The organism is Microbacterium sp. NPDC055910 (assembly GCF_042271185.1).
In the GTDB taxonomy this organism is placed as follows: Bacteria; Actinomycetota; Actinomycetes; order Actinomycetales; family Microbacteriaceae; genus Microbacterium.
In genome coordinates this window covers 1-22,591 of the sequence record NZ_JBHJZS010000004.1, presented here as the reverse complement: position 1 = coordinate 22,591, position 22,591 = coordinate 1, and the positions used below count along the sequence as shown (strand labels likewise).

Below are 22,591 nucleotides of genomic sequence, written 5' to 3'. Positions count from 1 at the left end.
CCCCCACTCGAGATCGATCCAGGGAGGACGGCCGTGTCGGCACCAGCCCGCGAGACACCGTCGATATCAGAGACGACTTCTCGCGTCCCACGGGGGACGCTCTACCGAGGCAACGAGGGCATGTGGTCCTGGGTGCTTCACCGCATCACCGGCATCGCACTGTTCTTCTTCCTGCTCGTGCACGTGCTCGACACCGCGCTCATCCGCGTGTCGCCCGACGCGTACGACGCCGTCATCGGCACCTATAAGAACCCGGTCATGGCACTCGGCGAGGTCGCCCTCGTCGGCGCCGTCGCCTATCACGCCTACAACGGCCTGCGCATCATCCTCGTCGACTTCTGGTCGTGGGCGACGCGCCACCAGCGTCAGCTGTGGTGGGGCGTCCTCGGGCTCTGGCTCGTCACGATGCTCGGCTTCACACCGCGACACCTCATGCTCGCGTTCGGAGGGGGGCACTGATGACCACCGCAATCGCCGACCCTCGCGCACCGCGCGCCGCCGTCCGCCGCAAGGGGCCGAACCTCGAGAAGGCCGGCTGGATCTACATGCGCGTCTCGGGCGTGCTGCTCGTCGTCCTGATCTTCGGGCACCTGTTCGTCAACCTCATGCTCGGCGAGGGCATCCACGGGCTCGACTTCGCGTTCATCGCGGGCAAGTTCGCCACGCCGTTCTGGCAGTGGTGGGATGTCCTGATGCTGTGGCTCGCGCTCATCCACGGCGCGAACGGCATGCGCACGATCGTCAACGACTACGTGACCCATCAGACGACCCGTCGCGTGCTCGTGTGGGCGCTGTGGCTGTCGGCGGGATTCCTCATCGTCCTCGGCACGCTCGTCGTGTTCACGTTCGACCCGTGCATCCCCAACCTGAGCGACGGAAGCGTGCTCGCAGAGTTCTGCAGCACCCAGCCCTGAGCCGGCTGCACCCGTTCTCCACGCATCCAGACAGCAGAGGCATCCATCACGTGAGTACCCAGACCACTGACAGCTACGTCAAGGACGGCGTCCACTACCACGAGTTCGACATCGTGATCGTGGGCGCGGGCGGCGCCGGCATGCGCGCCGCCATCGAAGCGGGCCCGGGTGCCCGCACGGCGGTCATCACGAAGCTGTACCCGACGCGTTCGCACACCGGCGCGGCGCAGGGCGGCATGGCCGCGGCGCTCGCGAACGTCGAAGAGGACTCGTGGGAGTGGCACACATTCGACACCGTCAAGGGCGGCGACTACCTCGTCGACCAGGACGCCGCCGAGATCCTCGCGAAAGAGGCCATCGACGCCGTCATCGACCTCGAGAACATGGGCCTGCCGTTCAACCGCACCCCCGAGGGCAAGATCGACCAGCGCCGATTCGGCGGTCACACGGCCGACCACGGTAAGACCCCCGTGCGCCGCGCGTGCTACGCCGCCGACCGCACGGGCCACATGATCCTGCAGACGCTCTTCCAGAACTGCGTCAGGCTCGGCATCAACTTCTTCAACGAGTTCTACGTCCTCGACCTGATCACGGTGAAGGATGCCGCCGGCGCGACGCAGATCGCCGGTGTCGTAGCATACGACCTCGCTACGGGTGAACTGCACGTCTTCCACACGAAGGCGGTCATCTTCGCGACGGGCGGCTTCGGCAAGATCTTCAAGACGACCTCCAACGCCCACACCCTCACGGGCGACGGCGTCGGGATCGTCTGGCGCAAGGGCCTCCCGCTGGAGGACATGGAGTTCTTCCAGTTCCACCCGACGGGCCTGGCCGGTCTCGGCATCCTGCTCACCGAGGGCGCGCGCGGCGAGGGCGCGATCCTGCGCAACGCGTCGGGCGAGCGGTTCATGGAGCGCTACGCCCCGACCATCAAGGACCTGGCCCCCCGCGACATCGTCAGCCGCTGCATGGTGCAAGAGGTCGCCGAAGGCCGCGGGGCAGGACCCGAGAAGGATTACGTGCTGCTGGACTGCACGCACCTGGGCGCCGAGGTCCTCGAGACGAAGCTTCCCGACATCACCGAGTTCGCCCGCACCTACCTCGGCGTCGATCCCGTCGTCGAGCCCGTGCCCGTCATGCCGACGGCGCACTACGCGATGGGCGGCATCCCGACGAACGTCGATGCCGAGGTGCTCAGCGACAACACGACGGTCGTCCCCGGCCTCTATGCCGCGGGCGAGTGCGCGTGCGTCTCGGTGCACGGCTCCAACCGTCTCGGGACGAACTCGCTGCTCGACATCAACGTCTTCGGCAAGCGCGCCGGCCGCAACGCCGTCGAGTACGTCAAGTCCGCTGAATTCGTGCCGATGCCCGAGGACCCGGCGAAGGAGGTCCGCGAGATGATCGAGGGCCTGCGCAACAACCCCGGAACCGAGCGCATCGCGGTGCTCCGCCGCACGCTGCAGGAGGAGATGGACCGCAAGGCCCAGGTCTTCCGCACCGAGGAGTCCCTCACCGAGGTTCTCGGCACGATCGAGGAGCTGCGCGAGCGCTACCGGAACATCCACGTCGACGACAAGGGCAAGCGGTTCAACACCGACCTGCTCGAGGCCGTCGAGCTCGGCTTCCTCCTCGACATCGCCGAGGTCGTCGTCGTGACCGCGCGCAACCGCAAGGAGAGCCGCGGCGGACACATGCGCGACGACTACCCGAAGCGCGACGACGAGAACTACATGCAGCACACGATGTCGTACCTGACGGGCGACCCGCACTCGTCGAACGCCGACGACCACATCACGTTGGATTGGAAGCCGGTCGTGATCACCCGGTACCAGCCGATGGAGAGGAAGTACTGACGTGACCAGCGCCACTGACGTCATCGAACGCACCGATGCCGACGCGCAGGAGATCGCGCAGAACGCGGCCGAGGACACCGGCATCCAGTCGTTCCTGGTGACCTTCATCATCCGCCGCTTCGATCCCGAGGTCGACGAAGAGCCGCGCTGGGTGGATTACGACGTCGAGCTGTACTCGACCGACCGCGTGCTCGACGCCCTGCACAAGATCAAGTGGGAGGTCGACGGTTCGCTGACCTTCCGCCGCTCGTGCGCGCACGGGATCTGCGGGTCCGACGCGATGCGCATCAACGGGCGCAACCGGCTCGCGTGCAAGACCCTCATCAAGGACCTCGACATCTCGCAGCCGATCTATGTCGAGGCGATCAAGGGCCTGCCGCTCGAGAAGGACCTCATCGTCGACATGGAGCCGTTCTTCGCGTCGTACCGCGAAGTGCAGCCGTTCCTCATCCCGGGCACGAAGGCCGAGCCCGGCAAGGAGCGCATCCAGTCGATCGTGGACCGTGAAGTGTTCGACGACACCACCAAGTGCATCCTGTGCGCCGCGTGCACGTCCTCGTGCCCCGTCTTCTGGACCGACGGGCAGTACTTCGGGCCGGCTGCGATCGTCAACGCGCACCGCTTCATCTTCGACTCGCGCGACGACGCGGGCGACGTGCGCCTGGACATCCTCAACGACAAGGAGGGCGTGTGGCGGTGCCGCACGACCTTCAACTGCACCGAGGCGTGCCCTCGCGGCATCGAGGTCACCAAGGCGATCGCCGAGGTCAAGCAGGCCGTCCTGCGCGGCGGTTCCTGAGCAGATCCCGCGTGCGACCGCATCGAGAGCGAACCGTAGCCCGCGCATGCCCTCGCTAAGGTGATGAGGGTGTCTTCGAGTCACCCGCAGCCGTCCGCCGACGACGACGTGCGCGCCGCCGAGGAGTCGCTGCGCGAGCGGTGGGAGGCGACGCAGGAGAATCTGCGCGAGCGCTTCGACACGCCGATCAACAAGGCGACGGCGATCACGAGACGCACGCTCGGCTGGTTCCCCGTGCGGGTGTGGCGGCACTTCCTGCAGCACAACGGCTTCGTCCTCGCGGCGGGCGTGAGCTATCAGGCGCTGTTCGCGATCTTCGCCGCGATCTATGTCGCCTTCGCGATCACCGGACTGTGGCTCGGCGCGAGCGAAGCGGCCATCAACGGCCTCATCGCCGTCATCAACGGCTACATCCCCGGTCTCATCTCGGACACCCCGGACCGGGGCCTGTTCACGACCGCTCAGGTCACCGAGATCGCCAGGACGAGCGCGAGCGTGCTCGGCGTCACCGGACTCATCGCCCTCGGCGCCCTCATCTGGACCGCGATCGGCTTCGTCACGTTCGCCCGCCGCGCCGTGCGCGACATCTTCGGCATCCGCCCCGACAGCCGGAACTACGCGCTGCTGAAGGCCCGCGACCTGGTCGCGGCGGTCATCTTCGGGGTGGCGCTCCTGCTCGGATCCGCGGCGACGTCGATCGGCACCTGGGCGCTCAGCCTCGTCTTCGACCTGTTCGGGGTCGGCACCCACACGATCTGGTACCAGCTCGGCGTGCGGCTCGCCTCGATCGTCGTCTCGTTCGTGCTCTACACCGGCGCGCTCGCCGCACTCGTGAAGTTCCTCACGGGGACGTCGCTGCGCTGGCGGCAGATCTGGCCCGGCGCTCTGCTCGGCGGCGGCGCCGTGACGCTGCTCCAGGTGGGCGCCGGACTGCTGCTGAGCTATACGCCGCGCAACCCGCTGCTGGCGACCTTCGCCATCTTCGTGGGTCTGCTGCTGTGGTTCCGCATCATCGGCGCGATCATCCTCGTCGCGTCGGCCTGGATGGCGGTCTCGGCGAAGGACGAGAACGAGCCGCTGCTGCACCAGACCGAGGCGGAGCGCCTCGTCGAGGAGCACCGCGCCCTCCTCATCGCCGCGCGGGTGCAGCTGCGCTCGGCGCGGGAGGCCCGGACGGGAGCTCCCTGGTACCGCGCCTGGATCGCGGACCGCGCCGTGCGCGAGGCGAAGACGAAGCTCGCGGAACTCGAAGCCTCCCCTCCCCCGGCACCGCGACGGGGCTCGCTGTTCGAGTGACGGGCGTGTCCGCGCCCGCGGATAGGCTGGCGGGCGTGCCTCGCCGAATCCGCATCGCCTCTGTCAACGTCAACGGGATCCGCGCGGCGGCGCGCAAGGGGATGCTCGAATGGCTCGATCGGGCCGATGTCGACATCATGGCGCTGCAAGAGGTCCGGGCGCCCCGCGAAGAGCTCGTGAAGGCCTTGCCCGGCTGGCGCATCGTCAACGACGAAGCGCTCGCGAAGGGTCGCGCCGGCGTCGCCGTGGCATCCCGCACCGACGCGGTCGATGTGCGCCGCGTGCTCGGCGACGACCCCTTGCTCGATTCGGCCGGCCGCTGGATCGAGGTCGACTTCGACGTCGACGGCGAGCGCCTCGCCGTCGTGAGCGCCTATGTGCCGACGGGTGAGGCCGAGACCCCGAAGCAGGATGCCAAGTGGGCGTTCCTCGACGCGATGGAACGCCGGCTGCCCCGTCTCGCCGCCGAGACCCCGCTCGCGCTCATCATGGGCGACCTGAACGTCGGCCACCGCGAGTTCGACATCCGCAACTGGCGCGGCAACGTCAAGAAGTCCGGCTTCCTGCCGCGCGAGCGCGCGTACTTCGACCGCTTCCTGGGCGAGGTCGGTGCCGATGTGACCGGCGTGGACGGGTCGGCGGGCACGGGGCTCGGCTGGGTCGACATCGGCCGGCGCGCCGCCGGCGACGTCGACGGGCCGTACACGTGGTGGTCGAACCGCGGCAAGGCCTTCGACAACGACACCGGCTGGCGCATCGACTACCACCTCGCGACGCCGGGCCTCGCCGAACGCGTCAGCGACTATCACGTCGTGCGCGCCCCCTCCTGGGACACGCGCTGGAGCGACCACGCCCCCGTCGTCGCCGACTACGCGCTGGGGCGCTGACCCGCCAGGCGCATCCAGGTCTCGACGACCGTGTCGGGATTGAGCGACATCGACTCGATCCCCTGGTCGAGCAGCCACTCCGCGAGGTCGGGGTGATCCGACGGCCCCTGCCCGCAGATGCCGATGTACTTGCCGCGGCGCGTGCACGCCTCGATCGCCATCGCGAGCATCTTGCGCACGGCCGGGTCGCGCTCGTCGAACGTGCTCGCGATGAGCGACGAGTCGCGGTCGAGCCCCAGCGTGAGCTGCGTCATGTCGTTGGAGCCGATCGAGAAGCCGTCGAAGACGTCGAGGAACTCATCGGCCAGCAGTGCGTTCGACGGAACTTCGCACATCATGACGACCTCGAGGCCGTTCTGCCCCCGCACGAGACCGTTCTCGGCGAGCAGGTCGACGACCGCCTGCCCTTCGGTGACGGTCCGCACGAACGGGATCATGAGCTTGACGTTCGTCAGCCCCATCTCGTCGCGCACGTAGCGCATCGCCTCGCACTCCATGTCGAAGCACTCCCGGAAGTCCGGCGAGACGTAGCGGGACGCCCCGCGCCACCCGAGCATCGGGTTCTCCTCGTGCGGCTCGAAGCGCTCCCCGCCGATGAGGTTGGCGTACTCGTTCGACTTGAAGTCGCTCATCCGCACGATGACCGGTTCGGGAGCGAACGCCGCCGCGATCATCGCGACGCCCTCGGCGACGCGCTCGACGAAGAAGTCCCTCGGTGAGGGGTAGGCCGCGATGCGGTCGCCGATCTCGGTCTTGAGGTCGGCGGGAAGCGACTCGTACTCGAGCAGCGCGCGCGGGTGGATGCCGATCTGCCGGTTGATGATGAACTCGAGCCGGGCGAGCCCGACGCCCCGGTTCGGGAGCTTCGCGAACGAGAACGCCTGATCGGGCGTGCCCACGTTCATCATGATCTTGACGGGCAGCTCGGGCATCGCGTCGAGGTGGGTCTCCTCCTCATCGAACGCGAGAGCACCCTCGTACACGAAGCCGTCGTCGCCCTCGGCGCACGACACCGTGACGGATGCACCGTCGGCGAGCCGCCGTGTCGCATCGCCCGCGCCGACGACGGCGGGGATCCCCAGCTCGCGCGCGATGATCGCGGCGTGGCACGTGCGTCCGCCCCGGTCCGTCACGATCGCCGAGGCCTTCTTCATGATCGGCTCCCAGTCCGGGTCGGTCATGTCTGCCACGAGCACGTCGCCGGCCTGGAACTGCTCCATGTGCGCGATGTCGCGGAGCACCCGCACGGGGCCGGCGCCGATCTTCTGCCCGATCGCGCGACCGGTCACGATCACGTCCGAGCGCTCGCGCAGCACGAATCGGCGCATGACGTTGCCGTCGGCGCGTGAGACGACCGTCTCAGGCCGCGCCTGCACGATGAACAGCTCACCGGTGATGCCGTCCTTGGCCCACTCGATGTCCATCGGACGGCCGTAGTGCTCTTCGATCGTGAGGGCCTGGCGGCCGAGCTCTTCGACCTCGGCGTCGGTGAGGCACAGGCGCCGGCGGTCGGCTTCGGGCACGTTCTCGAAAGCCGTCGTGCCGCCGACCTCGGTGCCCGAGGTGTAGCGCATCGCAATCGCCTTCTCGCCGACCTGTCGCTTGAGGATCGCGGGGCGCCCGGCCCGCAGGGCGGGCTTGTAGACGTAGAACTCGTCGGGGTTGACGGCCCCCTGCACCACGGCCTCGCCGAGCCCGTAGGCGCCCGTGACGAAGACGGCACGGTCGAAGCCCGACTCGGTGTCGACCGTGAACATCACGCCCGACGCCGCGACGTCGGAGCGGACCATGCGCTGCACCCCGGCCGACAGCGCCACGTCGTGATGGTCGAAGCCGTGGTGCACGCGGTACGCGATCGCGCGGTCGTTGTACAGCGACGCGAACACGTGCGAGATGGCCGTGAGCACGTTGTCGATGCCCCCGATGTTGAGGAAGGTCTCCTGCTGGCCCGCGAACGAGGCATCCGGAAGATCCTCGGCCGTCGCACTGGAGCGCACCGCCCACGTGACGCGGTCGGGCTCGGGGTCGCCCGCGAGCAGCTGGTCGTAGGCGGCACGGATGTCGCGCTCGAGGTCGGCCGGGAACGGCTGCGCCTCGATCCAGCTGCGCACCTCGGATCCGACGCGGGAGAGCCCCGCGACATCGTCGACGTCGACCGCCTCGACGGCGGTGCGGATGCGGTCGGCCAGACCGTCGTGCGCGAGGAAGGCGCGATACGCGTCGGAGGTCGTCGCGAACCCGCCGGGAACCTTGACGCCCGCCTCGGACAGGTGCGACACCATCTCGCCGAGCGAGGCGTTCTTGCCGCCGACCTGCGGCAGGTCGGACATGCCGATGTCTTGGAACCAGAGGATGCTGCTCATTCGATGACCTCTCGGGGTTTGTCAGGCACCACGCAGTCTCATGGTCTGCATGATGACGGCGGACATCTCCTCGACGCTCTTCGTCGCGGAGTTGAGGAAGGGGACGCGATTGCGTCGGTACAGGTCTTCGGCGCGGCGCAGCTCGAGCGTGCACTGCTCGAGGCTCGCGTAGTGCGAGCCGGGACGACGCTCGTGCCGCACCTGGCTGAGCCGCAGCGGCGTCGTCGTGAGCCCGAAGCACCGCTCGGCGTAGGGCGCGACGGTGCGCGGAAGGCCCTCGGTCGGGTAGTCGTCGTCGGTGATCGGGTAGTTCGCGACGAGCAGGCCGTACTGCAGCGCGAGGTACATCGTGGTGGGGGTCTTGCCGCACCGGCTGGGCGCGATGAGGATGACGTCGGCCAGATCGAGCGCCCGCATCGACTGCCCGTCGTCGTGCTCGATCGCGTATTCGACGGCGCGCATGCGCGCGAAGTACCGGTGCATGTCGCCGACCGCGTGGTACTGGCCGAGCTGCTCGGACGCCGTCGTTCCCAGGGCGCGCTCGAGCTCGGTCAGATGCCCCGCGAGCAGGTCGATCATGACGGCCCGGGCCTCGGCGAGCACGGCGCGCAGCGGCGCCTGCTTGACCGTCGTGAACAGCAGCGGCGAGGCGCCGCGTTCGGCCGCGGCGTCGATGTCGGCGGCGACGGCGCGGGCGCCCTCGAGGGTGTCGACGAACGGGATGGTGTGCCGCTCGAACTCGACGCCGGGGAAGTTGGCGAGCAGGGCGCTGCCGACCGTCTCGGCCGTGATGCCCGTCGAGTCCGAGACGAAGTAGACGGCGCGCCGCGCGAGCGGCACGGGGCCGGTCGTCGGCGCGATGGACGCTGCCGGGTCGATGATGTCGGGGTCGATCACGCTGCTCCTCTGCGCGCGGACAGGGCCGACGCGGGCGCCGACGGGCCCAGCGTAGGGGTCGGACCAGCGGATTCGGCGGACTTTCCGGCATCCGCTCCGTCAAGAACCTCGCTTCTTTCCTCACCCTCAAGAACCGCTGCCGCTACCCCGCCACCCCTGGCGTTTGGGGCGGATTCCCACGGCGACGCGCCGAAGGGTGCGGCGTGTCTCCAGGGAAATCCGCCCCAAACCCTTCGAGAGCACGACGAGGGGCGGCGCCAAGGAGGGGGCGGCACCAGGGAGGGGGCGGCACCGGGGGTGCAGGGGGTCGGCACCAGGGAGGGGGCGGCGCCGGGCGTGCAGGGGGTCGGCACCAGGGAGAGGGCGGCACCGGGGAGAGCGGCGCCGGGCGTGCAGGGGGTGCCGCCGGGGGCCGGGGGCGCCGAGTGGGCCGGGGGGCCGAGCGTGCACGGGGGGCACCAGGGAGGGGGCGGCACCAGGGAGGGGGCGGCCCCGGGGAGGGGGCGGCGCCGGGCGCCCGGGGGGCACCGCCGCGGGGCCGGGGCGCGGCATCCGTTCGCCGTAGGATCGAGGGATGAGCAAACCGCGCCTGTATTCCGGCATGCAGCCCTCCGCCGACTCCCTGCAGATCGGCAACTACATCGGGGCCCTCATGCAATGGCGCGACCTGCAGGAGTCGTACGACGCGGTGTTCTCGGTCGTCGACCTGCACGCCCTGACGCAGCCCAACGATCCGGCCGAGCTGCGCGAGAAGACCCGGCGCACGGCCGCCCAGTACATCGCCGCCGGTATCGAGCCGTCCAAGTCGACGCTGTATGTGCAGTCGCAGGTCCCGGCGCACGCCGAGCTGCAGTGGGTGCTGTCGACGATCACGGGGTTCGGCGAGGCCGGGCGCATGACGCAGTTCAAGGACAAGACCTCACGCTACGGCTCGGACGCGACCTCGGTCGGACTCTTCACCTACCCCGTGCTGATGGCCGCCGACATCCTGCTCTACCAGACCGACATCGTGCCCGTCGGCGACGACCAGAAGCAGCACGTCGAGCTCACCCGCGACCTCGCCGAGCGATTCAACGCGCGCTTCGGCGAGACCTTCCGCGTGCCGGTGCCGGTCATCCAGCGCGACACCGCGCGGATTTACGACCTGCAGAACCCGACCGCGAAGATGTCCAAGTCGGCCGAGTCGGATGCCGGTGTCCTGTGGCTGCTGGATGACCCGGCGGCATCCGCGAAGAAGATCATGCGGGCGGTGACTGACTCCGAAGGGTCGGTCCGCTACGACCGCGAGAACAAGCCGGGGGTGTCGAATCTGCTCGTCATCTACGCCGCGCTGACGGGCCGTCAGATCCCGGCGATCGAGGACGAGTACGCCGGCCGCGGCTACGGCGACTTCAAGAAAGGCCTCGCCGAGGTCGTCGTCGGTGAGTTCGGCCCCGTGCGGCAGCGTGCGCTCGACCTGCTCGCCGACCCCGCCGAACTCGACCGCGTGCTCGCCGCCAACGCCGCGAAGGCCGAGACCGTCGCGAACGCGACGCTCGACACCGTGTACGACCGCGTGGGCCTGCTCCGCCGCCGCTGAGCGGGTTCGGGGCTGGGCCGCCGCTGCCTGCCGGGGTCTGACCGTGGGGTGGGCCGTGCACAACTCCTCATAGGAAGTGCCGCGAGGCCCCTGAAGCGGCCGAACCGGATTTCCGTGAGGAGTTGTGCACAGTTGGGCGTCCGCTGAGCGCGCCGCGAAGCGCGGACATGACCTCGTCGGGCCGGTACATGATGTCCTCGGCCAGGAGTCGGAGCGTGACGTAGCCGGCCTGAGCCGCCGCGAAGTCGCGGCGGCGGTCATCGCGCTGCTGCTTCCAGCTCGAGTGGAAGGCTTTGCTGTCGCACTCGACGATGAGCCATCCGTCGACGAGCAGATCGACGCGGTGGATCTCGACCTGCGCGACACACGAGCTGCCGAGCCGGCGCAGCATGAGCCGCACGAGTGTCTCCGGCCCCGACTCCGCCAGGGGGTCAAGGAACGGGCGGATCGCGCGATACCGCGCGGGCAGAAGACTGAGCACGTCGGCGATCTCCGCCTCCTCCACGAGGCCGAGGTGCCACGCGCTGTCGAGCGTCGCGATAGCGGCGGGGATGGGCTGGCACCGGCAGGCCTGTGCGAGCGCCCCGACGACGACCGGGTTGGCGACGACATCGTCGTCGAGCGACCGCCAGTGCCGGACAACCCCTTTCGGCACGGTGCCGAGCCGACTGGATCCCACCGGTACGACGATGTGCAGCGCAGGACGCTCGAGCACGAACACACCCAGATCGGCCAGGAGCGAGATGCAGTCGGGCTTTCCGCCCAGGCGTGCGGCGCGGACGACGTCGGATGCGGCGTGCGACTCGAGGTAGCGCCCCTTGCGGACGCGGATCAGGTCACCGGCGCGCACAGCGCGGTCGATGCCGCGTCGGGTCATGCCCGACGCGCGCAGTTCGGCGTAGGTGTGCTGTTGTGGATCCATGCCGACCACCGTCGTCCGTCCGCGGCGCGCCCGAGGCCCGCACCCGGATTCTCTGGACAACCCGAGCGGCAGCGGGCCTGAGGAGGAAGCGTGCACAACTCCTCTTGAGCGAACGACCAGGCAGTCAAACCGAGCATGCCGACGCCGCCGTGAGGAGTTGTGCACGCGGCCGCGCGCGTAGGAAGAACGTGCACGCGGCCGCGCGCGTAGGAACAGCGCGCACGCGGCCGCGCGCGTCGGAAGAACGTGCACGCGGCCGCACGCGTAGGAAGAACGTGCACGCGACCGCGCGCGTCGGAAGAACGTGCACAACTCCTCCTGAGCGGACGACCAGGCAGTCAAACCGGGCAGACCGGCGCCGCCGTGAGGAGTTGTGCACGCGGCCGCGCGGGTAAGGTAACCGGGTGGAACCCGTCGTCCTTCACACCGCGCGGCTCGAGCTGTCGCTGCCGACGCCCGACGACGTCGACGCCATCTACGAGGCCTGCCAGGACCTGGACACGCAGCGGTACACCACGGTTCCCTCTCCGTACGAGCGCCGCCACGCCGAGGAGTTCGTCCCGCGCGTCGCCGCGGACTGGGCCGGCGGCGCGCACGTCACCTGGGCGATGCGCGAGGGTGCGACGCTCGCCGGCATGATCGGGCTCTACCGCCTCGACGGCAAGGGCAACGGTGAGCTCGGCTACTGGGTGTCGCCAGGGTCGCGCGGCCGGGGGCTCCTCACCGAAGCCGCCCGCGCCGTCATCGACTGGGGATTCGCGCCCGGCGGTGCCGGACTCGTGCGCATCGAATGGAACGCCGCCGTCGGCAACATCGGCTCCGCACGCGCGGCCCGCACGCTCGGCTTCCGCTACGAGGGCCTACGCCGACGCGCGCTGGTCAACTCCCTCGGCCGCGACGACGGGTGGATGGCCGGGCTCCTCGTCGACGACGACCGCGCTCCGCAGCCCTGGCGGATCCTCGACGGTGTCGGCGGTGCGTGACAGGATGTCGGCATGCCCGAGATGCCCGAGGTGCAGGGGCTCGTCGACTTTCTGCGCGACCGCCTGACCGGACGCACGATCACGAAGGCCACCGTCGCGAACATCGCGGCGCTCAAAACGTACGATCCGCCGATCACGGCGCTCGTCACCGGCGAAGTGACGGATGCCGCACGTCACGGCAAGTTCATCGATCTGTCGACGTCGGGCCCGCACCTGGTGTTCCATCTCGCGAAGGCCGGCTGGCTGCGCTGGTACGACGCACTGCCGGGCACCGTCGTCCGCCCGGGCAAGACGCCCATCGCGCTGCGCGTCGGGTTCGACGACGGGTCGGGCTTCGACCTCACCGAGGCGGGCACGAAGAAGTCCCTCGCCGTTTACGTCGTGCGCGACCCGGCCGACGTGCCGGGCATCGCACGGCTCGGCCCCGACCCGCTCGATCCCGGCTTCGATCGCGCGACGTTCGGCGCACTGCTCGAGGGGCGCCGCACGCAGATCAAGGGCCTGCTGCGCGACCAGTCGGTCATCGCCGGAGTCGGCAACGCGTACTCCGACGAGATTCTGCACGCGGCGCGCATGTCGCCGTACGCTCTCGCCTCGAACCTCACACCCGATGACATCGACCGTCTTTTCGGCGCGATGCAGTCAACCCTCGCCGACGCGCTGGCCGAAGCGTCGGGCAAGCCGCCCGCCGACCTGAAAGACGCCAAGCGACGCGGGATGCACGTGCACGGCCGCCGCGGAGAGCGCTGCCCCGTCTGCGGCGACGAGGTGCGCAGCGTCTTCTTCGCCGACAACTCGCTCGAATACTGCGCGACGTGTCAGACCGGCGGCAAGATCCTCGCCGACCGTCGGCTCTCCCGCTTGCTGAAGTAGACGCGACCCGGGTCAATGCTGCGCAGCAGCGTTGAGGCGGGTCGCGTCTAGGTCGAGTAGACCGCCGCAGGCGGTCGTATCGAGACCTCAGCCGCCCCGCGTCTCGATACGCCGCTCCGCGGCTACTCGACGAACGGAACGGCACGGCGCTCGCGTCTCGATACGCCGCTCAGCGATTCCTCGACGACCGGGAACGGCGCGGCGACCACGTCTCGATACGCCGCTGCGCGGCTACTCGACGACCGGAAAGGAACGACGCGGCGACCACGTCTCGATACGCCGCTCCGCGGCTACTCGACGACCGGAAAGGAACGACGCGGCGACCACGTCTCGATACGCCGCTCCGCGGCTACTCGACGACCGGAAGGGAACGGCGCTCGCGTCTCGATACGCCGCTCCGCGGCTACTCGACGACCGGAAGGGAACGGCGCTCGCGTCTCGATACGCCGCTTCGCGGCTACTCGACGACCGGAAAGCCACGACGCTCCCCTCGAGATACGCCGCGTCGCGGCTCCTCCACGGCCGGGAAAGGCGGCGCCTCAGCCCGCGGTCGTGCCCATCAGCACGCGCGCGTCGTCGTCGACCCACTCGAGCGACTTCGTCACGGCCTTCTTCCATTGGCGGTAGCGACGGCGGCGTTCGTCCTCGCCCATGCGCGGCTCGAACCGGGCGTCCTCGCGCCAGTGTGCGCGCAGCTCGTCGCGCGACGACCACACGCCCGTCGCGAGGCCTGCCGCGTAGGCAGCGCCGAGCGCGGTCGTCTCGATGACCTCGGGCCTGACCACCGGCATCCCGAGGATGTCGGCCTGGAACTGCATGAGCATGTCGTTTCGGGTCATGCCGCCGTCCACGCGCAACTCCGTCAGCTGTCGTCCTGCATCGGCCACGACCGCCTCGATCACGTCGCGCGACTGGAATGCCGTCGACTCGAGCGCCGCGCGGGCGATGTGGGCCTTGTCGACGTAGCGCGTGAGACCGACGAGGGCCCCGCGCGCATCGGGCCGCCAGTACGGGGCGAACAACCCCGAGAACGCCGGCACGAAATAGGCACCGCCGTTGTCGTCGACCGTGCTCGCGAGCGTCTCGATCTCTTCGGAGCGGCGGATGATCCCGAGGTTGTCGCGCAGCCACTGCACGAGCGACCCGGTCACGGCGATCGATCCCTCGAGTGCGTAGCGCGCCGGCTCGTCGCCGCACCGGTAGGCGACCGTCGTGATCAGGCCATGGCGCGAACGCACGATGTCGGTGCCCGTGCTGACGAGCAGGAAGTTCCCCGTGCCGTACGTGTTCTTCGACTCGCCCGCGTCGAACGCGGTCTGCCCGAACGTCGCCGCCTGCTGGTCGCCGAGGATCCCCGCAATCGGGATGCCGCGGGCCACACCGGGCAGCCGCACCTCGCCGACGACCTCGGACGACGAGCGGATCTCGGGCATCATCGCCCGCGGAATCCCCCACACGGCGAGCATGTCGTCGGACCAGTCCAGGGTGCGCAGGTCCATGAGCAGCGTGCGGCTCGCGTTCGTGACGTCGGTCACGTGGATCGCACCGCCGTCGCTGCCGCCCGTGAGGTTCCAGATGACCCACGTATCGGGGGTGCCGAAGAGCAGATGCCCCGCTTCCGCTGCTTCGCGCGCTCCCGCGACGTTGTCGAGGATCCACGCGATCTTCGACGCCGAGAAGTAGGTCGCCAGCGGCAGTCCCGTGACATCGGAGAACCGATCGATCCCGCCGTCGGCGGCGAAAGCGTCGACGCGCGGCTGCGTGCGGGTGTCCTGCCAGACGAGCGCGTTGTGCACGGGGCGGCCGGTGCGCCGATCCCACACGATCGCCGTCTCACGCTGGTTCGTGACCCCGACCCCCGCGACGTCGACCGCGGCTTCGGCGAGCGCGGCCGAGACCACCCACTCCGTGTTGATCCAGATCTCCACGGGGTCGTGCTCGACGCGGCCCGCGCGCGGCAGGATCTGCTCGTGCTCACGCTGCGCGGTCGAGACGATGCGGCCCTCATCGTCGAACACGATGGCACGCGTCGAGGTCGTGCCCTGATCGATCGCCAGGATGTGGCGGCTCACGTCGTCCTCCTCGTCACGTGCGTCCGCCCGCGGACGCACGGCTCAGGGTATCGCGGCACGCGATCAGGTCCGCGCGGGGGAAGAAGAGGGATGCCACGTCGGATCGGCCGCGTGCACGCGCGCGAGCGCGCGGTCGATCTCGCCACGCCGGGTCGCGGCATCCCACCCGAGAACAGGGGCGATGGCATCGGCGATCTCGGTCGCTGACGCCTCGGTCACCGCGCCCGTGAAGGCGAGGCTCGTGCGGCGCTGCAGCACGTCGTCGAGGTGCGTGACCTGCTCGCTGCGGACGAGGTGCCGCAGCTCGCCCGTGCTGTAGCCCGCGGCGGTCTCGAGGGGCCGGTCATCGGGGTCGGACACGATCGCCTCGATGACGTCGGCGGCGACCGTGCCGTAACGGTCGAGCAGCACGGCGGCTCGGGCTGTGCCGAGCCCCGATTCGTTGAGCTCGATCCACTGGTGCCGCGCGCGTTCGGTCGTCGGGAAGTTGCGTCCGCCGCCGATCGGCCGCCCCTTCGTCGAGCGCCGGCGAGGGTGCGCGAGCAGTTCGAGCGCGCGGTCGGCGAGGTGCTCCGCCGAGGCGCGGAACGTCGTCCACTTTCCGCCGACGAGGCTGAGGACGCGCGGCCCGGCGTCGCCCGCGAGCGGGGCCGACTCGATGCGGTAGTCGCGCGACACGAAGCCGGGAGCGAGGTCGCCGTGCCCGGGCAGCGGTCGCACCCCCGAGAACCGGTACACAATGGCCGACCGGTCGACGGTGACGCCCGGAAGCACGTGTGCGATGAGGTCGAAGAAGTAGTCGACCTCCTCTTCCGTGCACACGATCGGGTCGGCCATGTCGTGCTCGAGGTCGGTCGTGCCGACGAGCACGCGCCCCTTGAGGGGGTAGATGAGCACGATCCGGCCGTCGCTGTGCTCGAAGAAGAGTTCGCGCCCACCGGTCGCGGCGAGCAGCTCCGGGTCGTCGATCACGATGTGCGAGCCCTTCGTGCCGCCCATGTAGGTCGTCGGGTCGCCCAGCGCGAGGTTGGTGATGTCGGTCCACGGTCCGGACGCGTTCACGATGACGGATGCCGCGAACGCGACCTCGTCGCCGGATTCGACGTCGCGCAACACGACCCGCTCACCGTCGGCGCCGACGGCCGCGGTGTAGTTCGCGGAGCGGGCCCGGTCGCCCCCGGCGTCGCGTCCGTCGCGGAGCAGGTCGAGGGCGAGCCGCTCGGGGTCGTGCAGCGACGCGTCCCAGTAGGTCGCCGTGTAGCGCACGTCGGGATTGAGCTGCGGCAGTTCGGCCAGCGAGCGCTTCCGGCCCCGGAAGGTGTGACGCGGGACGCGTCCGCCGCTGCGCGAGAACGAGTCGTAGATGACGAGTCCGATCTTGATGAGCACGGCTCCGCGCTCGCTCGCCTTGCCGGCGCCGTGCCGCAGGAATCGCAGCGGCGCGCTCAGGATGCCGGAGAACGTCGAGTAGATCGGGATCGTGGTCTGCAGCGGTCGGACGTAGTGCGGCGCAATGCGCAGGAGGGCGTTGCGCTCGGTGACGGCTTCGTGCACGAGCCGGAACTCGCCGTTCTCGAGGTACCGGATGCCGCCGTGGATCATGTGCGACGAGGCCGCGGAGGCGCCGCTGACGAAATCGCCGCGGTCGACGAGGGCGACATCGACCCCCTGCAGCGCGAGGTCTCGGAACGTCGCGATCCCGTTCACGCCGCCGCCGATGATGAGGACGTCGGCGTACGGCCGCTCGGCCAGCTCGTCGAATCCGCGCTGCTGCATGATCCCTCCCGTGCCCTGTGTGGCCTCCATCCTCCCACCGCTGAGCGTTGTTGCATCCGGATTGCACACACGTGCACAATCGGGGGATGGACGATCCCGCCGACTCTCGTACGGCGCAGCGCGCGCTCACCGCCGCGCACCTCTACTACGTGCAGCACCGCACCATGGAGGCCATCGCCACGGAGCTGGCGACCTCGCGCTCCACGGTGTCGCGTCTGCTCTCGCACGCGCGCGCGACGGGCATCGTCGACATCCGCATCCGCTCCCCCTTCGCCGCGCCGAGGCTGCTCGAAGAGCACCTCGCCGAGCGCTACGGCATCGTCGCCCACGTCGTGCCGGTTCCCGATGACGCGAGCGACGTCGAGCGGCTCGAGCGGGTCGCGGTCGCCGGCGCGCACCTGGTCGGCGAGCTCGTCCAGCCCGATATGACGATCGGGGTCGCGTGGGGTGCGACGACGGCGGCGATGAGCCGCCGGCTCGTGCGCAAGGGCGTGCACGGCACGACGTTCGTCCAGCTGAACGGGTCGGGCAACACCCACACGACCGGCCTGCTGTACGCGAGCGAGATCCTCAGCCGGTTCGCGGCGGCCTACGGCGGCAACGCCCAGCAGTTCCCCGTGCCGGCGTTCTTCGACGAAGCCGCGACGAAGCGCGCCATGTGGCGAGAGCGCAGCACCCGCCGCATCCTCGCGATCCAAGCCGCCATGGACCTCATCGTCTTCAGCACCGGGTCAGCCGACTCGCGCGTGCCGAGTCACGTGTACTCGGGCGGCTATCTCGAGCCCGACGATCTGACCGAGCTCGAGACGGAGCGGGTGGCCGGCGACGTCGCCACGGTGTTCTTCCGTGCCGACGGCTCGAGCGACCGCATCGCGCTCAACGACCGGGCGACGGGGCCGCCCCTCGACGTGCTGCGGCGCATCAAGCGGCGCCTGTGCGTCGCGTCGGGCGAGTCCAAGCTCGCCAGCATCCGTGGTGCGCTCGCCGCGCACCTCGTGACGGACCTCGTGATCGACGAGGCGACGGCACGGGCGCTCGCGGGCTGATGGAGGCACCGGGAATGGATGGGTGCCCGTGGCGTTGACTACACTCGTGAGCATCGACGTGCTCCGGGGTCGGTGAGAATCCGAACCGGCGGTGACAGTCCGCGAGTCGTGGCTCGCATCCGTGAGGATGCCGCGCCACGGCCGATCCGGTGGAAATCCGGAACCGACGGTGATGCGGGGAAACCCGCTAGTCCGGATGGGAGGCAGCACGTGAGGTGAACCGGTATCCGGTACGCCTCGCCTACCCGTCTATCTGGGACCCGTCGATCAGAAACCCTGACGAGCGGTGGGACGGATGACGGCGAACGACGCGGAGCGCGCGGCCATGAGGCGGGCCCTCGAGCTCGCGCTGCGCGGCCCCCGCGGGATCAACCCGCAGGTGGGGGCCGTGATCCTGTCGCCGGTGGGCGATGTGCTCTCGGAGGGATTCCACGACGGGGCCGGTACGCGTCACGCCGAAGTCGACGCGCTCGCCGCGCTCGCTCCCGGTGCCGCGAGCGGTGCGACCGCCGTCGTGACCCTCGAGCCGTGCAATCACACCGGACGCACCGGACCGTGCGCGCAGGCCCTCATCGACGCCGGTGTCTCACGCGTCGTCTACGCCGTCGCCGATCCGGGCGAGATGTCCGGGGGCGGCGCCGAACGGCTGCGCGCGGCGGGCGTCGACGTCGGCGCGGGGCTGCTCGCCGACGAGGCGACGCGGCTGCTCGAGTCGTGGCTGACGACGCAGCGTCTCGGCCGCCCGCACGTGACGGTGAAGTGGGCGCAGAGCCTCGACGGCCGCGCGGCGGCCGACGACGGCACGAGCCAGTGGATCACGGGCCCGGACGCACGCGCCGACGTGCACGCGCGCCGGTCCCACGCCGACGCGATCGTCGTCGGAACCGGCACGGCCCTCGCCGACGACCCCGCACTCACCGCCCGGCGGCGTGACGGTTCCCTCTACGAACACCAGCCGCGTCCCGTCGTGCTCGGCACGCGCGCCATCCCGGCGCAGGCGGCCGTGCACCGGCATCCGCTCCCGGTCCTGCAGCGCGACGGCCGCGACCTCGGCGACGTGCTCGCCGAACTGCGCGAACTCGGCGTGCACCGTGTCTTCGTCGAGGGCGGCCCCACACTCGCGAGCGCCTTCGTGCGGGCGGGCCTGGCCGACGAGATCCTCGCCTACATCGCGCCGGTGCTGCTGGGCGGCGGGCGACTCGCGCTCGGCGACATCGGCGTTGCGACGATCGCCGACGCGCGACGACTCACGGTCCACTCGGTCGAGACCCTCGGCGACGATCTGCTCGTCGTCGCGGCCCTCCGGCAGGTTCCGGGGCCCACCCCGACAGGAAAGCACGAAGAAGGAGACAGCTGATGTTCACGGGAATCGTCGAAGAGATCGGCGAGGTCACGGCGGTCACGCCCTCGGGAGACGGCGTGCGCCTCACGGTCCGCGGTCCCCAGAGCGTGTCGGATGCCGAGCACGGCGACTCGATCGCGGTGAGCGGCGTATGCCTCACGGTCATCGACCAGGGTGAGGACTGGTTCACGGCGGACGTCATGAAGCAGACGCTCGACATGTCCACGCTCGACGGCGTCGCCCCGGGCAGGACCGTCAACCTCGAGCGCGCGACCGCCGCGGGCGGCCGACTGGGCGGCCACATCGTGCAGGGTCACATCGACGGCACGGGCGACGTGCTCGAGGTGCGGCCGGGCGAGCAGTGGCGCGTCGTGCGGATCGGGCTGCCTGCCCATCTCGCTGCGCTCGTCGTCGACAAGGGGTCGATCGCGGTCGACGGCATCTCGCTCACGGTGAGCGGGGCGTCCGACCCTTCGGCAGGCTCAGGGACCGGTGCGGGCTCAGGGACCGGTGCGGGCTCAGGGACCGGTGCGGGCTCAGGGACCGGGCACTGGTTCGAGGTGTCGCTCATTCCCGAGACGCTCGCGGCGACGACGCTCGGCGAGCGCGTCGCGGGCGACCGCGTCAACCTCGAGACCGACATCCTGGCCCGCCACGTGCAGCGCCTACTCGCTTTCGCCGCTCCGACTCCCGGCGCCGCTCCGACGGAAGGAGGCTCGCTGTGAGCCTGTCCACGATCCCCGACGCCCTCGCCGCTCTCGCGAAGGGCCGCCCCGTCATCGTCGCCGACGATGAGAATCGCGAGAACGAGGGCGACATCGTACTGTCGGCCGAACTGGCCACCCCCGAATGGCTCGCCTGGACGGTGCGCTGGTCGAGCGGGTTCATCTGCGCGCCGATGCCCACCGAGTGGGCCGACCGGCTCGACCTGCCGCCCATGGTCGCCGTGAACGAGGACTCGCGCTCCACGGCCTACACCGTGAGCGTCGACGCCGCCGATCGCGTATCCACCGGGATCAGCGCCACCGACCGCGCGCACACCCTCAATGTGCTCGCCGATCCGGAGTCTCAGCCCTCGAGCGTCATCCGGCCGGGGCACATCCTGCCGCTGCGCGCCGTGGACGGCGGAGTCCGCGAGCGCGCGGGACACACCGAAGCGGCCGTCGAGCTCATGCGGCTCGCCGGTCTGCAGCCGGTCGGAGCGATCGGCGAGGTCGTCGCCGAAGACGGCAGCATGATGCGCCTTCCGGAGCTCATCGAGCTCGGCGCGCGCGACGACGTGCCGGTCGTCACGATCGAGCAGCTCATCGACTATCTGAACGAGCACGAACCGCTCGATCCCGAGGCGCCGGTCGTCCACCGCCGCCGGGTCAGCCTGCGTGCCGAGTCGCACGTGCCGACCTCGCACGGCGACCTGCGCTTCCTCGCATACAAGGACCGGACGACCGGCACCGACCACATCGCGGTCGTCTCGGGCGACCTGACCGAAGCCGCACCGCTCGTGCGCGTGCACTCCGAATGCCTGACCGGTGAGGCGTTCGGCTCGCTCAAGTGCGAATGCGGCCCCCAGCTGTCGGCCGCTCTCGGCATGATCGCGAAGGACGGCGGCGTCGTCGTCTACATGCGCGGGCATGAGGGTCGCGGCATCGGCCTCATCAACAAGCTGCGCGCCTACAGCCTGCAGGAGGGCGGCATGGACACCGTCGACGCCAATCTGGCCCTGGGTCTGCCCGCCGATGCGCGCGACTACGCCGCGGCCGCCGGCATCCTGGCCGACCTGGGGGTCGACAAGGTCCGCCTGCTGACGAACAACATCGACAAGACCGCGCAGCTGCGCGCGCTCGGCCTCGACGTCGTCGAGCAGGTGCCGCTCATCGTCGGCGTCGGACCGAACAACCACCAGTACCTCGAGACGAAACGAGACCGCATGGGTCACATCATCGACGACACCGAACTGCGAGAGGCGCTCGCCGACCTGCACGACGGGTCCGACCGATGAGCCGCGAGGGCGCCCCGCAGACGAGCGAGCCGATCGACGCGCGCGGGCTCGAGGTCGTCGTCGTCGCGGGAACGTGGCATGAGGTCATCAGCGAGGGACTCATCGCCGGTGCGCAGCGTCTGCTCGAGGCATCCGGTGCGACGTGGCGACTCGTGCGGGTGCCGGGCTCGTTCGAACTGCCCGTCACGGCGAAGGCCGCTCTGGACGCCGGCGCCGACGCCGTCGTCGCGCTCGGTGTGATCATCCGCGGGGGCACGCCCCACTTCGAGTACGTCTCGGCTGCGGCGACCGACGGGCTGACGCGCGTCGCGCTGGACACGGGAAAGCCCGTCGGGTTCGGGCTGCTGACCCTCGACGACGAGCAGCAGGGCCTGGATCGCGCGGGGCTCGAGGGCTCGCGAGAGGACAAGGGCCACGAAGCGGCCGACGCGGCCCTGCGCACGGCGCTCGTGCTGCGCGCACTTCGACAGACTCAGTGACCGGAAGCGGCACGGCGACCGACAGCCACGCAGTGACCGGAAGCGGCTCGGCGACCGCCACGAAGTGAGGCCGTCCTTGCTGGCGCGACACGCCCGGGAGCCCTAGCGTGTCGGCATGGAGACCCTCCGCCTCATCGTCTTGTTCCTGCACATCACCGGCTTCGCCCTGATCTTCGGAGGGTGGGCCGTCGAAGCGTTCTCGCGACGTTTCCAGATCAACCGGGTCATGAACATCGGTCTGATCCTGGCCGCCCTCGCGGGCCTCGCCCTCGCCGCCCCGTGGGGCCTCTCGTACGACCTGAACTACACGAAGATCGGCATCAAGCTGGTCGTGCTCCTCGTCGTCGGAGCGCTCATGGGCATCGGTGGCGCCCGGGCGCGCAAGGGCAAGGGCTCGGTTGCGCCCGGCCTGTTCTGGGCGATCGGCATCCTCACTCTCGCGAACGCCGCCATCGCCGTCATCTGGCGCTGACACACCGGACGATTTCGGATGCCGCGGGCTCGAGCC

At 70.0% G+C, this 22,591-nt stretch carries 20 protein-coding genes; 15 read left to right on the top strand and 5 right to left on the bottom strand.

The genetic code is table 11. From position 1 onward, the window contains the following. Nucleotides 1-33: 33 nt before the first annotated feature. The 6 genes from sdhC (at nucleotide 34) to ACFC3F_RS03165 (ending at nucleotide 5,752) form a co-directional block, all read left to right on the top strand. On the top strand, nucleotides 34-459 hold the full coding sequence (gene sdhC, locus ACFC3F_RS03190) for a succinate dehydrogenase, cytochrome b556 subunit (protein ID WP_376126579.1): 426 nt from the start codon (nucleotides 34-36) through the stop codon (nucleotides 457-459). Beyond that, entirely contained in the window at nucleotides 459-914 is a 456-nt protein-coding gene (locus ACFC3F_RS03185; RefSeq protein WP_376126576.1) for a succinate dehydrogenase hydrophobic membrane anchor subunit, read from the top strand. Before sdhC ends, ACFC3F_RS03185 begins: the two co-directional genes overlap by 1 nt. Nucleotides 915-964: 50 nt before the next feature. Beyond that, a complete protein-coding gene (sdhA, locus tag ACFC3F_RS03180; RefSeq protein ID WP_376126573.1) occupies nucleotides 965-2,770 on the top strand; it encodes a succinate dehydrogenase flavoprotein subunit in 1,806 nt (601 codons plus the stop codon). 52 nt (nucleotides 2,771-2,822) lie between these two features. After that, complete coding sequence (locus ACFC3F_RS03175) at nucleotides 2,823-3,569, top strand: succinate dehydrogenase iron-sulfur subunit (protein WP_376126819.1); 747 nt, start codon at nucleotides 2,823-2,825, stop codon at nucleotides 3,567-3,569. A gap of 69 nt (nucleotides 3,570-3,638) precedes the next feature. After that, nucleotides 3,639-4,865: a YihY/virulence factor BrkB family protein gene (locus ACFC3F_RS03170; protein ID WP_376126571.1), complete on the top strand. Its 1,227-nt coding sequence runs from the start codon at nucleotides 3,639-3,641 to the stop codon at nucleotides 4,863-4,865. Nucleotides 4,866-4,900: 35 nt separating this feature from the next. After that, nucleotides 4,901-5,752 carry an exodeoxyribonuclease III gene (locus ACFC3F_RS03165; protein ID WP_376126569.1) on the top strand — a complete coding sequence of 284 codons (852 nt, stop codon included), beginning with the start codon at nucleotides 4,901-4,903 and terminating at the stop codon, nucleotides 5,750-5,752. On the opposite strand, the gene ppsA is transcribed toward ACFC3F_RS03165, so the two are convergent. Continuing rightward, nucleotides 5,734-8,115, bottom strand: coding sequence for a phosphoenolpyruvate synthase (gene ppsA, locus ACFC3F_RS03160; protein ID WP_376126566.1), 2,382 nt, complete (start codon nucleotides 8,113-8,115; stop codon nucleotides 5,734-5,736). The two genes, ACFC3F_RS03165 and ppsA, sit on opposite strands and share 19 nt — an antisense overlap. Nucleotides 8,116-8,136: 21 nt before the next feature. After that, nucleotides 8,137-9,012: a pyruvate, water dikinase regulatory protein gene (locus tag ACFC3F_RS03155; RefSeq protein ID WP_376126563.1), complete on the bottom strand. Its 876-nt coding sequence runs from the start codon at nucleotides 9,010-9,012 to the stop codon at nucleotides 8,137-8,139. 574 nt (nucleotides 9,013-9,586) lie between these two features. Between ACFC3F_RS03155 and trpS the strand changes: the two genes are divergently transcribed. After that, nucleotides 9,587-10,591, top strand: coding sequence for a tryptophan--tRNA ligase (gene trpS / locus ACFC3F_RS03150; RefSeq protein WP_376126561.1), 1,005 nt, complete (start codon nucleotides 9,587-9,589; stop codon nucleotides 10,589-10,591). A 67-nt stretch (nucleotides 10,592-10,658) separates the two neighbouring features. Here trpS and ACFC3F_RS03145 read toward each other — a convergent pair whose 3' ends face one another. Then, on the bottom strand, nucleotides 10,659-11,513 hold the full coding sequence (locus tag ACFC3F_RS03145) for a hypothetical protein (RefSeq protein ID WP_376126559.1): 855 nt from the start codon (nucleotides 11,511-11,513) through the stop codon (nucleotides 10,659-10,661). A gap of 404 nt (nucleotides 11,514-11,917) precedes the next feature. Between ACFC3F_RS03145 and ACFC3F_RS03140 the strand changes: the two genes are divergently transcribed. Both ACFC3F_RS03140 and ACFC3F_RS03135 read left to right on the top strand, forming a co-directional pair. Then, complete coding sequence (locus tag ACFC3F_RS03140; protein WP_376126556.1) at nucleotides 11,918-12,496, top strand: GNAT family N-acetyltransferase; 579 nt, start codon at nucleotides 11,918-11,920, stop codon at nucleotides 12,494-12,496. 12 nt (nucleotides 12,497-12,508) lie between these two features. Continuing rightward, the gene (locus ACFC3F_RS03135) at nucleotides 12,509-13,369 is read left to right on the top strand and encodes an Fpg/Nei family DNA glycosylase (RefSeq protein WP_376126553.1); all 861 of its coding nucleotides are present in this window, start codon (nucleotides 12,509-12,511) and stop codon (nucleotides 13,367-13,369) included. A gap of 539 nt (nucleotides 13,370-13,908) precedes the next feature. Here the strand turns inward: ACFC3F_RS03135 and glpK are convergent. Both glpK and ACFC3F_RS03125 read right to left on the bottom strand, forming a co-directional pair. Continuing rightward, nucleotides 13,909-15,441, bottom strand: coding sequence for a glycerol kinase GlpK (gene glpK / locus ACFC3F_RS03130; RefSeq protein ID WP_376126550.1), 1,533 nt, complete (start codon nucleotides 15,439-15,441; stop codon nucleotides 13,909-13,911). A gap of 63 nt (nucleotides 15,442-15,504) precedes the next feature. Then, nucleotides 15,505-17,247: a glycerol-3-phosphate dehydrogenase/oxidase gene (locus ACFC3F_RS03125; RefSeq protein WP_376126547.1), complete on the bottom strand. Its 1,743-nt coding sequence runs from the start codon at nucleotides 17,245-17,247 to the stop codon at nucleotides 15,505-15,507. 56 nt (nucleotides 17,248-17,303) lie between these two features. Between ACFC3F_RS03125 and ACFC3F_RS03120 the strand changes: the two genes are divergently transcribed. The 6 genes from ACFC3F_RS03120 (at nucleotide 17,304) to ACFC3F_RS03095 (ending at nucleotide 22,555) form a co-directional block, all read left to right on the top strand. Then, complete coding sequence (locus ACFC3F_RS03120; RefSeq protein WP_376126544.1) at nucleotides 17,304-18,263, top strand: sugar-binding transcriptional regulator; 960 nt, start codon at nucleotides 17,304-17,306, stop codon at nucleotides 18,261-18,263. Between the two features lie 295 nt (nucleotides 18,264-18,558). Next, entirely contained in the window at nucleotides 18,559-19,620 is a 1,062-nt protein-coding gene (ribD, locus tag ACFC3F_RS03115) for a bifunctional diaminohydroxyphosphoribosylaminopyrimidine deaminase/5-amino-6-(5-phosphoribosylamino)uracil reductase RibD (RefSeq protein ID WP_376126542.1), read from the top strand. Further along, on the top strand, nucleotides 19,620-20,330 hold the full coding sequence (locus ACFC3F_RS03110; RefSeq protein WP_376126540.1) for a riboflavin synthase: 711 nt from the start codon (nucleotides 19,620-19,622) through the stop codon (nucleotides 20,328-20,330). The genes ribD and ACFC3F_RS03110 overlap by 1 nt, the downstream gene beginning before the upstream one ends. Continuing rightward, nucleotides 20,327-21,604 carry a GTP cyclohydrolase II gene (ribA, locus tag ACFC3F_RS03105; protein ID WP_376126537.1) on the top strand — a complete coding sequence of 426 codons (1,278 nt, stop codon included), beginning with the start codon at nucleotides 20,327-20,329 and terminating at the stop codon, nucleotides 21,602-21,604. Before ACFC3F_RS03110 ends, ribA begins: the two co-directional genes overlap by 4 nt. Next, nucleotides 21,601-22,083 carry a 6,7-dimethyl-8-ribityllumazine synthase gene (gene ribH, locus ACFC3F_RS03100; RefSeq protein WP_376126534.1) on the top strand — a complete coding sequence of 161 codons (483 nt, stop codon included), beginning with the start codon at nucleotides 21,601-21,603 and terminating at the stop codon, nucleotides 22,081-22,083. The genes ribA and ribH overlap by 4 nt, the downstream gene beginning before the upstream one ends. 115 nt (nucleotides 22,084-22,198) lie before the next feature. Continuing rightward, nucleotides 22,199-22,555, top strand: a complete 357-nt coding sequence (locus tag ACFC3F_RS03095) for a Fe-S protein (protein WP_376126531.1) — start codon at nucleotides 22,199-22,201, stop codon at nucleotides 22,553-22,555. Nucleotides 22,556-22,591 lie beyond the last annotated feature (36 nt).

Coding starts and splice junctions, on each gene's coding strand:
- ACFC3F_RS03120 (WP_376126544.1), top strand. CDS start 17,304: ATGGACGATCCCGCCGACTCTCGTACGGCGCAGCGCGCGCTCACCGCC.
- ACFC3F_RS03095 (WP_376126531.1), top strand. CDS start 22,199: ATGGAGACCCTCCGCCTCATCGTCTTGTTCCTGCACATCACCGGCTTC.
- ppsA (WP_376126566.1), bottom strand. CDS start 8,115: ATGAGCAGCATCCTCTGGTTCCAAGACATCGGCATGTCCGACCTGCCG.
- ACFC3F_RS03185 (WP_376126576.1), top strand. CDS start 459: ATGACCACCGCAATCGCCGACCCTCGCGCACCGCGCGCCGCCGTCCGC.
- ACFC3F_RS03135 (WP_376126553.1), top strand. CDS start 12,509: ATGCCCGAGATGCCCGAGGTGCAGGGGCTCGTCGACTTTCTGCGCGAC.
- ACFC3F_RS03110 (WP_376126540.1), top strand. CDS start 19,620: ATGTTCACGGGAATCGTCGAAGAGATCGGCGAGGTCACGGCGGTCACG.
- ribH (WP_376126534.1), top strand. CDS start 21,601: ATGAGCCGCGAGGGCGCCCCGCAGACGAGCGAGCCGATCGACGCGCGC.
- trpS (WP_376126561.1), top strand. CDS start 9,587: ATGAGCAAACCGCGCCTGTATTCCGGCATGCAGCCCTCCGCCGACTCC.
- ACFC3F_RS03125 (WP_376126547.1), bottom strand. CDS start 17,247: ATGGAGGCCACACAGGGCACGGGAGGGATCATGCAGCAGCGCGGATTC.
- ribD (WP_376126542.1), top strand. CDS start 18,559: ATGACGGCGAACGACGCGGAGCGCGCGGCCATGAGGCGGGCCCTCGAG.
- ACFC3F_RS03145 (WP_376126559.1), bottom strand. CDS start 11,513: ATGGATCCACAACAGCACACCTACGCCGAACTGCGCGCGTCGGGCATG.